Genomic DNA, 12,680 nt, shown 5'->3' on the forward strand with positions numbered 1-12,680 from the left:
ACTTTATGTCTCAATGGCAATATAACTTCTTCTTTATAAGGATGCTGTCTTTTTAGATTTTTTGAAGATTATTCACTGTCTTTCTTAAAGGAATTGAAGATCCGGGGTTTGGCGATCACAATGGTTTGCTTAGACAATGCAATGGCCGCATTTAGTTCATAGCCCAACAATAAGATCAGCGTATTCAGGTAAATCCATAGCATGATCACAATCAGGGTGCCTATAGAACCGTATAATTTGTTGTAGGCACCAAAATGATTAATGTAGAATGTAAAAATCGAAAAAGTTAAAATGGCCAATATGGTAGCCATGGAAGCACCTGGACTAAATAACTTCCATCTGTTTGAGGTAGAGGGACCAAACTTATAGATACAGCTTACAGTGAAAAAATAGATAGCAAAAATAATGATCCATCGCGCCAGCTTTAATAGTGTCGCCCACATACTGGATTTAATACCTGTTGTTTCCTTTAGATAGTCGATTGTCACCCCGGCAATCGTGAATATGGTCATGCCTACAGTAAGGGCAAAGATGATTAGAAATGCCAGTGTAAGCGCAATGAGCCTTTTCCTCAACCAAGGTCTTTTCTCCGTCATTAAAGATGCTTTATTGAAGGCATTCATTAAGGAGGCCATGCCATTTGTCGCAAAATAAGCGGCGAACAGAAAACCGAAAGATAAGAGCCCCCCATTTTGGTTCTTGATAATATCTTCTAGGGTGGTTTCGACTACGAGGAATGCGTTTTTGGGAATAACAACCGCTAGGAAGTCCAGTAATTGTTCCTGAAAATTGTTGATCGGAATATAAGGAATTAACGTAAATAGAAAGATGATACCGGGAAATATGGCCAACAGGAAGCTATATGACAATGATGAAGCCTTGCTTACGATTGAATCTCTGGAGAGTTCCTGAAAGAAAAATACCGCCACTGTATAAAGTGGAAGTGAACCGAATCCGGGCAAAACTACCCGTTTACTCCATTCGATTAATCTAAAATAAGGTTCAAAATTTAATAACCATTGGTGGAATTTCCCCATATCAGTTAAAGTATTTACTCATCTTATCCAGAAAGATCTGTGGGGGCATGCATGGTTTGTTTTTTTCCATATTGACAAATACCAATGTTGTTTCGCCTTGATTGAGTAATTCGCCACTTTCGTTGAACAGCTCGTATTCAAAAATAATACGGACTGCCGGTTTCTTACGTATCGTTACCCGGATTGTTATCAGGTCGTCATACTTACCCGGTTTGAGATATTTTGTTTTCATCTCTGTAACAGGGAGCATCACGCCCATTTCTTCCAGTTCTTTATAGGATATTCCTGTACTTCTCAGCATTTCCGTTCGTGCTATCTCATAAAATGCAGCATAATTGCCATAATAGACATAGCCCATCTGGTCTGTTTCTGCATAGCGGACACGAATCTGATGATCAAATACAAACATTATTTTTTGATATTTCTTGCGTCTAAAGCTTGTTGGAACTTGCGCGCATTGATCAGATGTTCTGCTTCTGTCTTCGCAAAATTATGGTATCCGGAGAAATCATCCTTTGCACACATATAGATATAATCGTGTTGTTTAAAGTTTAGGACCGCATCAATGGCTGCAATACTTGGAATAGAAATAGGACCTGGAGGCAAGCCTCTATAGATGTACGTATTGTATGGGTTGTCGGTTCTTAAATGTTTATTTAAGACTCTTCGGATGGTAAAGTCATTGTTCGCAAAGATCACCGTTGGATCAGCCTGTAAAAGCATTCCTTTTTTTAGACGGTTTAAATAGAGACCGGCAATCATAGGCATTTCGTCTTGATGCAATGCCTCGCCTTTGACAATGGAGGCCAATGTGCTGACCTGTTGTGGCGTTAAGTTAAGTGCTTTGGCTTTCGCAATACGATCGGTATTCCAGAATTTTTTCCATTCATCATCGAAACGGGCAATAACCTTCTCTGGGCTCGTGTTCCAGTAAATTTCGTAGGTATTTGGAATGAAAATGGAAATTAAATTTTCCTTGGTAAAACCAAATTTTTGAGCGGTAGCTTCATCATTCAATACCGCAATAAATTGTGCTGAATCTGCTTCAAAACTTTTGTCTAACAAGGCCGCCATATTTTCTTTTAGCCTTACATTAGCAAACCTGAATTTTACGGGTTCCTGATAACCACCTATTAAATTACCGATCAGACGTCGATTGTTCATTCCCGGAGTTAATAAGTAACGGCCAGGCTTTACACTTTGTTCGTATTTTTTATATTGGGCTGCACGTTCAAATGAAGCGATATCATCCAGAAGACTAGAATCTTGAATTGATTTGAGCACATCCTCGTACGTTGCGCCTTCATGAATATAAAGGTATTTCTTTTCTCCAGAAACATTTGAGGCAAAAAAAGCCTTATAAAATGTCCATGCAAAATAACCTCCGATAACGATGACAATTAATGCAATAATTTTTAACCAACTTGGTATTCCTTTTTTATTTTCCATCAGAATGATTTTTTATATCAATAATGAAACTTTCGCATACATCCGAATTATTTTTATGCAAACAATCCAATGTTTGTAAAGGTTTCAAAAATAATTTTAGAAGCCTAAACTATTACTTTTATTTTCCTTTTTCTGGCCTGCTGGAGGTGTTGTATTTGTCGCTTTGGCAGGAGGATTATTTGTTGTTGTTTTTGCCGGAGCAGCGGGTTTCGCCGCAGGAGGATTTGCCGGTGTAGGATTTCCCTGTGGCTTAGGTGTCGTTGTTCCTCCGGACGTACCAGTTGTAGGTGTCGGTGCCGTCAAGGAAAGGGTTACATCTATTTTAGCGCCTAAGCTCGTTAATCCCTTCTCTATACCCGGAGATTGCGCGCTGATCACGGCTGTTGTCGTATCAGTCACATTTGGATCGTAAGTCACCGTTCCCAGACCAAGTCCGGCGCCGGTAAGCGCAAATTTAGCTTCATTTAGCGGAAGTCCGACCAAATTGGGAATTTCAACTTCATTTGCTCCAAGGCCATTTCCAAGGACAAGATCTATTCGTGAACCTTTCGGGATCATGCGCCCATTTCGAATGGACTGCCCCGCAAATTGAGCATCTAGAACAATATCTCTGGCGATATCTGCGACATAGGAGGTATCACCAATTTTAAGATTGTGGTTTTTCAAAATAGCTGTTGCTTCGATCAAAGTTTTATCTTTAATATTTGGGAAAGAGACCTCCGGTGCTACTTGCGTGATAATTGTTAGGTATATTGTGCGACCGGATTTCACGTGAAATCCCTGCTCAGGATCCTGTTCGATCACCAAGCCCGGTTTGGCATCCATCTGGTAAACGGAGTCAATCTGATATTCAAGTCCCGCATCTTCCAAGGCCTGGATGGCTGCGTTGATATGAAGTCCCTTTATTTTTGGAACTGCAATGGATTCATCATGTTTAGTATATATTTTCAGCCCGACATATACCGCAAGAAATAGGCAGATTATCGCAACAAAAGCGGCAATGAGATTTTTTCTGAACGCGGGCGTCTGAAGATATTGTACGACTTTGGACATTACTGTGTTTGATAAAATGAATTCTGCATGGAACCGCAATATTGAAGCCAGTTTTACAGAATGATTAAATAAAATTATTCCTCACAAAATTATTCGTTTTTCCGTGTATAGCAAATTATATTTGCTATTCGAATCGCTAAAATTTATGAAAGCAAAAATAGCATTAATAACTGGAGGTTATACAGGGGAGGCCGAAGTTTCTTTTAAAAGTTCCGCTTTTGTCTATTCTCAACTTGATCATGAGAAATACGATGTATACCCGATTACCATATCAAAAGGAGCATGGTTTTATACAGATAAAGACGGTCAGCAGCATCCTGTTCTGCGCGAGAGCTTTACATTACCACTACATGGAGAAACGATAAATTTTGACCTAGCTTTTATTATGGTACATGGTGTACCGGGGGAGGATGGACGACTACAGAGCTACTTTGATTTGCTGGATATTCCTTATACTTCATGCGATGCACTGACTTCAGCTTTAACAATGAATAAAGGCTATACGAAAGCGATTTTAAGTGATATTCCTGAATTATATCTGGCCAAATCAGTTTTATTATTTGAATCACAGCGGGCGGAAGCAGTCAGCACCGTGGAAAGCAATCTCTCCCTTCCGTATTTTGTGAAACCTAATGCTGGGGGAAGCAGTATCGGGATGACAAAGGTCAAAGAATCGGCTCAGCTACAGGAAGCTATTGATAAGGCTTTTGATGCCGAAAATACAGGAAAACAGGTTATCGTTGAGGAGTTTGTGACCGGACGTGAATTCTCGGAAGGAATTTTTCGAAATGCAAAGGGAGAATTGGTTGTATTGCCTGCAACGGAGGTTCGTACGACACGTGAATTTTTTGACTTTGAAGCGAAATATGTTCCTGGTCTGACGGAGGAAATTACGCCTGCGGACCTGAGCGTGGAACAGCGAGAGCGCGCGGCACGTATTCTGAAGGAAATTTATGTCAGATTGAACTGTAAAGGTATGGTGCGTGTGGATTTCTTTTTGGAAAATGGGACCGACAAGTTTTACTTTATCGAGATCAATACAATTCCCGGGCAGACAGCACAGAGTTTTATCCCGCAGCAGGTGCGTGCCTTTGGTATGAAAGAAGGCGACTTTTATGGTGAATTGATCGAAAGCGCTTTGCAGCGACATTAACGATGACAGATTTTTTTGAAAAAACCGAAACTTTTACCGTTGGCAAGATTCAACGCAAAAGTTTACTACCTTGGTGGATGAAGCTGTTTTGCTGGATAGTTACAATCAATGCTGTTTTTTTGATTCTGTTAATGGTATTGTCTTTGGTCCAGGGCGAGGCGGTTATTATTGGAATGTACCAGTGGCGGTTTGAAATTGTAAATTTCGAAAATCCAATTGCTGTGCTGGGCAATCTATCCATGCTTTTTAAAGTTGTGGTGGCTTATATGTTTTGGTTCGAGAAAGAGAAGGCTATCAGGTATGGGAAGATAGATGTACTGGTGAGTGTTATTTTTTATAGCATTCTTATCTTCGATGGCCTTATACATTCGGGTGCAATCAGGATACCTGTCGAAGGGCTGTTATTAATTCCGTATTATTTTTGGCTGCATAAAAATGAATATCTCTGGATCAATCGGGAGCAAGAATATACAGTATAGAAAAAACGGCTTTCAGATTCTGAAAGCCGTTTTTCTATTATTTTCTGAAATCAAACCTGGACAAATCGGGTTTGATTTTTTTTGTTCGTTTTAGCTCTTCTTGGTAGAGAAGCTGACCGATATTTTTCAAAAATGGATAAGTGACGGTCTCGTATTCGTAAATACCATCGTTGTAAATACCGTTTTCATTCGACTGAACTACTACGGCAAGGAGAAATTCAACGCCATGTTCAAAATCTACAATATAAGCGTTATCAATATTATAACCATAGGAATCGCCATATTTATTAAAAATTCGGATATTAGGATTCAGCACGGTATCTTTTTCACGGCCATAGAACAGCAATTTGCTATAAGTAGGCCAGAATTCTACGGGGTCATATTTTGGAAAGTCCGATTCAAAAGGATAGCGGGACATGTAGTCATAGAGTAGGTTATAATCTTCCTTTTTTAAATTAAATCTATCTTTACTTTTGAATGCTTCCGGAAATAATAATTTTTTTAGGATCAATTGTTGGTCCTCCAACGCATATACATTTAAACCTTCAAAGCTCCATGGTTCATGGATAAGCTGATCCTTATCATTCATGTAGCCCTTCCCCTGCAGAGTATTGGCTAACTTGATATCATAATCCTTGGGGTCGAATTGCGCTTTTTGCTGATAGAGGATATGATCGCCCTGATAGAAAGTGAACGGGTTGGTATGCTTGGCCCAAATTCCCTTGTCACCAATAGCAAGACGGTTGACAATTCGGCTGTATTTTGTGCCATATTTTTTGAGTTTCGCATTTAATTCGGCACGGCCAATGAATTCGAACAATCTATTTTGAGCATCATTGTCACTGGTCAATAATATTTTTTTGACATATTGGGCGATAGATGGCAGCCCGTTGGCCGCAGATTCATCTATGGATACCTTGGTTTGCTTTTCAAAAGCAGAATCTATGCGCAAGGGGGTATCTCTAGTTAATCCTTCAATATGCAAATCATTAATTTTTTCCAATGCTAAGATTGCCGTTGGTAATTTTACGGTGCTTGCTGGATAGAAATACCAATTGGGATTTAGCCGATAACTATAAGACCTGAAATGCGGGACATTGGATTGATCGCGATCAATTTGAGTGTACAAGATCTGGATCTCGTTTTTGGTCGGATGATTTAATATTCGTTGAAATAGATCAGGGCGACTCTGAAGTAATTTTTCCAGGTATATCGTGTCAATCTTTTGAGCGTAGGTGTCCGACATGACTAGTATAAAAATTAACAATAGATATTTGTGCATGCTTATAGAAAGTTGTATTTCAGCTGCTGAATGTTTATAATTCAGTGGAACAGACTTAAGTGGTTGAATCTGATCTTGTTCTATGCTGTTATTTGTTCAATTCTTCGATTGCTTTTAACAATTGATTTTTTGATACCAGTTTTTTTGCTTTTTCATTTTCCTGAGCATAAGGCGCTAAAGTACTTTTTTGAAGCGGTAAGATCGTGTTCATTTTATCTAATTTAAAATGAGAGATTGTTGGACTTGATATATCCGAAGTCATACTATAAAGCTTGATTTTTTTATCAATTTTTGCAGTATCGATCAAAAACAACCAGCAACTATCTTGTGGAATGCCTCTGATCTTATTTCTCTTCACATCTATGCGATAAATCTCTTTCGTTTGATCGGGTGTCACTGTATATTTTTTACCGTTTTCTTTCCACGATATTTCGCTGGGTTTATCACGCGAACGAAATTTTATTTTGGAATTAGCCACAAGCGTACTGTCGTTTTTTAAAACAATAAAAAATGTGAATTTACTACTGTATGTATTATTAAAAGAATAGAACCGAGGGGTATACGAGCCTGGCGTAGTAACATTTCCATAAGGTGTCCGTATAGTCGTTGGTGGAAGGAACTGTGCGAATACTTGTGTTGAAGTCAACAAAGTAAAAAGAAAAAAGCTTATCACATACATGATACGATACTTCATTATCTTATTTAATTGCAGGTTCAGTTTATTCATGGTATAGAACTATTTTCTTGTATACACTTCAAAGGTATAGTCGAACGCATGCTTATCATCGGCCTGATGTGGTTCCGCAGAAATCAGTTCCCATTCTTCCGATGATAGTTCGGGAAAAAACGCATCTCCCTGAATCGTTGTATGTACACGTGTCAAAAGCACTTTGTTTGCTAGCGGTAAGGCCTGTTGATAGATATTTGCACCGCCAATAATAAATACCTCACGTTCGTCGCGGCAATATAAAAGCGCCTCTTGGATACTATTGGCAACATCAATATCTTCCTCCTGAAAATCGGCATTACGTGTGATGACAATATTCCTTCTGTCAGGTAATGCTTTGCCTATGGCATCAAAGGTTTTTCTACCCATCAGGATAGAGTGATCAACGGTATTTCTTTTAAAATATTTAAAGTCATTTGGTAAATGCCAAGGCATCTGGTTATTGATACCAATTGCATTGTTTTCCGATGCAGCTACGATTAATGTGATCGTTGGGTTACTCATTTTTGTGTCGTGATAATTCGTGGTGTAAATTCTTGGTGGTGCGTTGTGTGGGAAAACTTTTAATGGTTTTCCTAGACCGCAACCGGTGCTTTTATATGCGCATGGGATTCATAATTTAGCAGTTCGAAATCTTCGAATTTAAAATCAAAGATATCGTTGACCTCTGGGTTTATCTTCATTTGTGGCAATGGCTTTGGATCACGGCTCAATTGAAGTTCGGTTTGCTCAAAGTGATTGCTGTAGATATGCGCATCACCCAATGTATGGATAAATTCGGCTGCTTCCATATCACAGACTTGGGCCACCATCATGGTTAATAGGGCATAGGATGCGATATTGAAAGGTACACCTAAAAAAATGTCCGCACTACGCTGATAAAGCTGACAGGACAACTGCGGCTTCATAATCCCCTTCTCTGGCTGTGCCGGAGCGACATAAAATTGAAAGAAAGCATGGCAGGGAGGTAAAGCCATATGTTCGATTTCAGCGACATTCCATGCCGATACAATGATACGACGCGAATCCGGTGAATTTTTTAGCTGATTGATAACCTGCGCGATCTGATCAATGTGACGGCCGTCGGGTGTTGGCCAAGAACGCCATTGCGAACCATATACAGGCCCTAGGTTACCCTGTTCATCAGCCCATTCGTCCCAAATACTTACGCCGTTTTCTTTTAAATACTGAATATTGGTTTCGCCTTTCAAAAACCAGATCAGCTCGTGAATAATTGATCTGAGGTGCAGTTTCTTTGTCGTTACTAAAGGGAATCCTTCCTGAAGGTTGAAACGCATCTGATACCCAAAGACACTTTTGGTACCTGTTCCGGTACGGTCTGTCTTTACAACACCATTCGTATATACATGTTTGAGTAAATCTAAATATTGTTTCATCTGTAAATTTTAATTTTTAAACGTTTAATCCCGAATCGTTGAATACGTAGGTTAAACCTTCTGACACGTCCATCCTTTCAAGATAGTCAAAACTAAGGAAAATCCTTATAACGAGAAAGTCAAAACTCAAAATGATAAGAGGGGTTACTGAAAAAAAATGTAATTTTGCAAAATATTATGGAGAATAAAAAAGTAGCTTTTTATACACTTGGGTGTAAACTGAATTATTCGGAGACATCATCCATTGGACGTTTATTTAAGGATGCGGGCTATGATACCACCGCTTTTAATAGCCGTGCGGACGTTTATGTAATCAATACATGTTCTGTAACGGACAACGCGGACAAGAAGTGTAGAAAAGTGGTCAAGGAAGCGCTAAAGCACTCTCCGAATGCCTATATTACTATTGTAGGGTGTTATGCCCAGTTAAAACCAAGAGAAATTGCGGAGATACCGGGCGTGGATATGGTACTGGGGGCTGCAGAGAAATTTAACATCATTGAGCATATCAATGATTTGACCAAGCAGGAAAAAACAATTGTTTTTAATGGGCCTATTGATGAGACCAACCAATTTGTGTCAGCTTATTCCATTGGTGATCGTACACGTACATTTTTAAAAGTTCAGGATGGATGCGATTATTCCTGTACATTCTGTACCATTCCCTTAGCGCGTGGTGGAAGCCGTTCGGGAAAGATTGAAGAGATCGTCAGACAGGCTGAAGAAATTGCCGCTTCAGGTGTAAAAGAGATTGTGTTGACAGGAGTTAATATCGGTGATTTTGGTATCAGGGATGGAAAGCGCGAAGATCGCTTTCTGGATTTGGTGAAAGCACTGGATGAGGTTGAAGGCATCGATCGGATACGTATTTCTTCTATAGAACCTAATCTTCTTTCAAACGATATCATCGAATTTGTAGCGCAATCCAAAAGATTTGTTCCACATTTTCATATGCCATTACAGTCTGGAAGCAACAAAATTCTGGGTTTGATGCGCCGGAGATATAAACGGGAGTTATATACTGAACGGGTAGAATTTATCAAGTCGTTAATGCCCAACTGTTGCATAGGCGTTGACGTGATTGTTGGATTTCCGGGTGAAACACGGGAGGATTTTATAGATACCTATAATTTTCTGAACGATCTGGATATTTCCTATCTGCATGTATTTACCTATTCGGAGCGCGAAAATACCATCGCAGCACAAATGGAGGGAGCTGTACCCGGAGCGCAACGTAGTGATAGAAGCAAGATGTTGCATATTCTTTCGGAGAAGAAACGTCGCGCATTTTATGAAACACAGCTTGGTGCTCAGGGGGATGTCTTATTTGAAGCAGATGAAAAAGATGGTTATATGCATGGTTTTTCCAAAAATTATGTCAAAGTAAGAACCTTATATGATCCATTGCTGGTCAATGAGGTCGTGCCAGTCAAATTTATGGAAGTTACGGATACCTGCGAAGTAGAGGTAGAAGAGGTTCCTGAAACATTGGCACACTAGTTTTTTAAAACTTATATATCAACAAAAAAGGGCGATCTTATAGAAAATTGCCCTTTTTTGTTGATGTATAGCTCCATATTTACAGCTTTCGATTATCCTTGATTTTCTATCAAATCAGCCATATGGCATGCGCGTAATCATATCTTGAAATAAACTATAGGTTGAATTAATGGGTACTACTCTTCGCAGCATTTAACCAGATCACAGTCCCTAGGATCAAAAGAACACCGACCCACTGCACAGATGAAACAGATTCATGAAGGATAAAATAGGACATGCAGGTGGCCACAGGCAATTCTGCTGAACTCAAAATTCCTCCCAACGAGAAACCTGTTTTTGGTAAGCCATAGGCAAACAGCAAGGGAGGGATAACTGTACCAAATAAAGATAGGATCAACCCAAAATGCAGGAAATTAGTATCAAATTGACCGTTGAACAAATAGTTCGGCGGAAATAACGTGAAAACTAATAGGCAGGCACCAGTTACCATAATTGCGCTTTTTTGGATCGGATGGTAATCATTGCCTACACGGCCATTGACGATCATGAATACAGAATAAGCTGTAGCTGCCAAAAGTCCAAATAACAGCCCCGTTAAGTTGAGGTCCTTTAATCCTTTCTCAATTAATCCTGTTGCCAACAATGTCGCAATCAGGACAATACCAATGCCAATTAGGTTGTTCTTTGACGGTTTTACCTTGAAAAAGATAAGCTCAATAACAACACCGATCCATATGTATTGCATGAGTAGGACAATGGCTAAGGAGGCCGGAACCAGCTGTACACATTTGTAATACAAAATACTTACTAAGCCTGTTGAAGTGCCACTGATTAAAATTTTGATCCATGAAGATTTTTTAGTTGAAGATTGAAAGGTTTTGCGGGAAAATAACTTGATGGCAATAAAGATAAGCCAAAGTATGAGCATGCCAAACAATACCTGAATCCCTGTTACCTCACCTAAAGTAAGCCCTTGGCCATATGCTTTTTTAACAAACGTTGATAATATTCCAAAACTGCTCGCACCTAAAAAGACAGCTAACGCACCTTTTAATTTTTCCATTCGCAAATAAATTAGGGGTCAAAGTTACGATTTCTGAACAATTCTTTTTCTGATCCGACGTTCTTGTAAAGGAAAATGGATAACCGAGTTGAAGACATTACTGGAGATCAGTGGGTAGAGCACATTAACGGGATGGAAATAGTCCTTTGAGCATTTTATTAAAAAAAGAGGGAATGGGTAAATTGTTTTTTACGAAAGCAGCGAAAATATTGTATACAAAGGGTTATTTATTTAAGTTTGTTATACCGGAAAATAAATCGAACATAATGATTGTCAAGTCTTATTTTATCTTTTTTTTAAGCGCGCTATTATTCTTGAGCAGTTGTTCAACAAAGAAAAAAGTACTTACATCCCGTTCACACTCCTCGAGCGGCTCGGTGTTGACTGATGCAAGTTCGGCACGTGGAAAAACCTTTTCGGGATCCCGCCTTGATAATTATGCTTCGCTATTGAATGTAAACACAAAAAAGTTAAATCCGCAGCTTTATTCATTTATTGACGACTGGATAGGGATACCACATCGAATGGGGGGACAGACTAAAAATGGCGTGGATTGTTCGGGGTTCGTTAACCTCTTGTACATTGAAGTTTATAAAGGCAACCTGCCACGAACATCACGTGATATGGAGGGCATTGTGAAAAGAAAAAAGCCTGAAAAATTGGAAGAAGGAGATTTGGTTTTTTTCTCTTTTGGCAAAAATGGAATTGACCATGTGGGCGTGTATTTACACAATAACAAATTCGTCCATGTCTCCACGCGCAAGGGAGTTATTATATCAGATCTGACAGATAGCTGGTATGCCAAAACCTTTGTGGATGCGGGTTCTCCAAAGATCTAACGGACAAAATCCATGTAGGTTTTATGTCATATCTTGATATAAACTTTTATACCCTATATAAATCCTTATTTTTGTCAAAATTTTATAGAAATGACAATAAAGAGTAAAAAGATTTTTCTAGGCCTTTGTATTATTGTGCCATTTTTAATGTATTGTGTTTACTACTACAGCAATATGATTAAAAATGCACCGTTCCGTTTTGCTGATTTTGAATCAATTGAATTTAAATATGGCGAACCGAACCACATGGTCAATGAATATAATTCGAAAACGCGTATCTATAAATATTTAGACAAACAAGATTCATTAATTACGGATACTGTCAAGTTCACAAAAGATGATCTATTGTATTTGCATCGCAAGGCAATGGAACTTGGTTTTTGGAATTTGGATACGGATATGACAGGTCCGGAATGGAAGAAAGATTCTACAAATTCGAAAGTACCTCGCTTTTACCTGGAATATAATTACAAAGATAAGTCCAAGCGTGTCACCTTAGATGCGGATTTTGCGGGTAATCCGAGGATGCATGATGCTGCTAAATCTATGATAGACGAAATAAACCGGATGTTGGCAACGGCTCAGGCTAGATAATAACGCTATTTATACTTATTGAGGAGGGAGAAGCAAAGGAGCTTTCTCCCTCTTTTTTTGTTATTGAATGTTGCCTTTTCTTAAAACGAGCTTTTATTGTTTCTATA

Annotated in this window: 14 protein-coding genes; 5 read left to right on the forward strand and 9 right to left on the reverse strand. The window is 39.0% G+C overall.

Annotation, left to right across the window (positions count from 1 at the left end; genetic code table 11):
* Positions 1–68 precede the first annotated feature (68 nt).
* The 4 genes from DCO56_RS25505 to DCO56_RS25520 all read right to left on the reverse strand — a co-directional run bounded on the left by DCO56_RS25505 (position 69) and on the right by DCO56_RS25520 (position 3,539).
* Positions 69–1,037 (reverse strand): YihY/virulence factor BrkB family protein, encoded by a 969-nt coding sequence (locus DCO56_RS25505; protein WP_108636519.1) that lies wholly within the window; start codon positions 1,035–1,037, stop codon positions 69–71.
* 1 nt (position 1,038) lies between these two features.
* Positions 1,039–1,446 (reverse strand): acyl-CoA thioesterase, encoded by a 408-nt coding sequence (locus DCO56_RS25510; RefSeq protein WP_104384277.1) that lies wholly within the window; start codon positions 1,444–1,446, stop codon positions 1,039–1,041.
* The gene (mltG, locus tag DCO56_RS25515; RefSeq protein WP_108636520.1) at positions 1,446–2,486 is read right to left on the reverse strand and encodes an endolytic transglycosylase MltG; all 1,041 of its coding nucleotides are present in this window, start codon (positions 2,484–2,486) and stop codon (positions 1,446–1,448) included. The genes DCO56_RS25510 and mltG overlap by 1 nt, the downstream gene beginning before the upstream one ends.
* Positions 2,487–2,582: 96 nt before the next feature.
* On the reverse strand, positions 2,583–3,539 hold the full coding sequence (locus DCO56_RS25520; RefSeq protein WP_108636521.1) for a PASTA domain-containing protein: 957 nt from the start codon (positions 3,537–3,539) through the stop codon (positions 2,583–2,585).
* A gap of 145 nt (positions 3,540–3,684) precedes the next feature.
* Here DCO56_RS25520 and DCO56_RS25525 point away from each other — a divergent pair, with 145 nt between their 5' ends.
* Entirely contained in the window at positions 3,685–4,692 is a 1,008-nt protein-coding gene (locus DCO56_RS25525) for a D-alanine--D-alanine ligase (RefSeq protein WP_108636522.1), read from the forward strand.
* A gap of 2 nt (positions 4,693–4,694) precedes the next feature.
* The gene (locus tag DCO56_RS25530) at positions 4,695–5,171 is read left to right on the forward strand and encodes a hypothetical protein (protein ID WP_108636523.1); all 477 of its coding nucleotides are present in this window, start codon (positions 4,695–4,697) and stop codon (positions 5,169–5,171) included.
* Between the two features lie 37 nt (positions 5,172–5,208).
* On the opposite strand, the gene DCO56_RS25535 is transcribed toward DCO56_RS25530, so the two are convergent.
* The 4 genes from DCO56_RS25535 to DCO56_RS25550 form a co-directional block, all read right to left on the reverse strand.
* The gene (locus tag DCO56_RS25535; protein ID WP_245935915.1) at positions 5,209–6,417 is read right to left on the reverse strand and encodes a serine hydrolase; all 1,209 of its coding nucleotides are present in this window, start codon (positions 6,415–6,417) and stop codon (positions 5,209–5,211) included.
* A gap of 124 nt (positions 6,418–6,541) precedes the next feature.
* On the reverse strand, positions 6,542–7,180 hold the full coding sequence (locus tag DCO56_RS25540; protein WP_108636525.1) for a hypothetical protein: 639 nt from the start codon (positions 7,178–7,180) through the stop codon (positions 6,542–6,544).
* A gap of 9 nt (positions 7,181–7,189) precedes the next feature.
* A complete protein-coding gene (locus tag DCO56_RS25545) occupies positions 7,190–7,684 on the reverse strand; it encodes a dihydrofolate reductase (RefSeq protein WP_108636526.1) in 495 nt (164 codons plus the stop codon).
* Between the two features lie 71 nt (positions 7,685–7,755).
* On the reverse strand, positions 7,756–8,577 hold the full coding sequence (locus tag DCO56_RS25550) for a thymidylate synthase (RefSeq protein ID WP_108636527.1): 822 nt from the start codon (positions 8,575–8,577) through the stop codon (positions 7,756–7,758).
* Between the two features lie 177 nt (positions 8,578–8,754).
* Here DCO56_RS25550 and mtaB point away from each other — a divergent pair, with 177 nt between their 5' ends.
* Positions 8,755–10,077 carry a tRNA (N(6)-L-threonylcarbamoyladenosine(37)-C(2))-methylthiotransferase MtaB gene (gene mtaB / locus DCO56_RS25555; protein ID WP_108636528.1) on the forward strand — a complete coding sequence of 441 codons (1,323 nt, stop codon included), beginning with the start codon at positions 8,755–8,757 and terminating at the stop codon, positions 10,075–10,077.
* Positions 10,078–10,243: 166 nt separating this feature from the next.
* Here the strand turns inward: mtaB and DCO56_RS25560 are convergent, their stop codons facing one another.
* Positions 10,244–11,140, reverse strand: coding sequence for an EamA family transporter (locus tag DCO56_RS25560; protein WP_108636529.1), 897 nt, complete (start codon positions 11,138–11,140; stop codon positions 10,244–10,246).
* A 266-nt stretch (positions 11,141–11,406) separates the two neighbouring features.
* Here DCO56_RS25560 and DCO56_RS25565 point away from each other — a divergent pair, with 266 nt between their 5' ends.
* Positions 11,407–11,979 carry a C40 family peptidase gene (locus DCO56_RS25565; protein WP_108636654.1) on the forward strand — a complete coding sequence of 191 codons (573 nt, stop codon included), beginning with the start codon at positions 11,407–11,409 and terminating at the stop codon, positions 11,977–11,979.
* Between the two features lie 90 nt (positions 11,980–12,069).
* Positions 12,070–12,573: a hypothetical protein gene (locus DCO56_RS25570; RefSeq protein ID WP_245935916.1), complete on the forward strand. Its 504-nt coding sequence runs from the start codon at positions 12,070–12,072 to the stop codon at positions 12,571–12,573.
* Positions 12,574–12,680 lie beyond the last annotated feature (107 nt).

This window comes from Sphingobacterium athyrii (genome assembly GCF_003071065.1).
Taxonomy (GTDB): Bacteria; Bacteroidota; Bacteroidia; order Sphingobacteriales; family Sphingobacteriaceae; genus Sphingobacterium; species Sphingobacterium athyrii.

Bases quoted from the DNA above. Each gene is read 5' to 3' on its own strand.
- DCO56_RS25540 (WP_108636525.1), bottom strand. From the start codon at position 7,180: ATGAATAAACTGAACCTGCAATTAAATAAGATAATGAAGTATCGTATC.
- DCO56_RS25550 (WP_108636527.1), bottom strand. From the start codon at position 8,577: ATGAAACAATATTTAGATTTACTCAAACATGTATATACGAATGGTGTT.
- DCO56_RS25525 (WP_108636522.1), top strand. From the start codon at position 3,685: ATGAAAGCAAAAATAGCATTAATAACTGGAGGTTATACAGGGGAGGCC.
- DCO56_RS25535 (WP_245935915.1), bottom strand. From the start codon at position 6,417: ATGTCGGACACCTACGCTCAAAAGATTGACACGATATACCTGGAAAAA.
- DCO56_RS25565 (WP_108636654.1), top strand. From the start codon at position 11,407: ATGATTGTCAAGTCTTATTTTATCTTTTTTTTAAGCGCGCTATTATTC.
- mltG (WP_108636520.1), bottom strand. From the start codon at position 2,486: ATGGAAAATAAAAAAGGAATACCAAGTTGGTTAAAAATTATTGCATTA.
- mtaB (WP_108636528.1), top strand. From the start codon at position 8,755: ATGGAGAATAAAAAAGTAGCTTTTTATACACTTGGGTGTAAACTGAAT.
- DCO56_RS25505 (WP_108636519.1), bottom strand. From the start codon at position 1,037: ATGGGGAAATTCCACCAATGGTTATTAAATTTTGAACCTTATTTTAGA.
- DCO56_RS25530 (WP_108636523.1), top strand. From the start codon at position 4,695: ATGACAGATTTTTTTGAAAAAACCGAAACTTTTACCGTTGGCAAGATT.
- DCO56_RS25570 (WP_245935916.1), top strand. From the start codon at position 12,070: ATGACAATAAAGAGTAAAAAGATTTTTCTAGGCCTTTGTATTATTGTG.
- DCO56_RS25545 (WP_108636526.1), bottom strand. From the start codon at position 7,684: ATGAGTAACCCAACGATCACATTAATCGTAGCTGCATCGGAAAACAAT.
- DCO56_RS25510 (WP_104384277.1), bottom strand. From the start codon at position 1,446: ATGTTTGTATTTGATCATCAGATTCGTGTCCGCTATGCAGAAACAGAC.
- DCO56_RS25520 (WP_108636521.1), bottom strand. From the start codon at position 3,539: ATGTCCAAAGTCGTACAATATCTTCAGACGCCCGCGTTCAGAAAAAAT.
- DCO56_RS25560 (WP_108636529.1), bottom strand. From the start codon at position 11,140: ATGGAAAAATTAAAAGGTGCGTTAGCTGTCTTTTTAGGTGCGAGCAGT.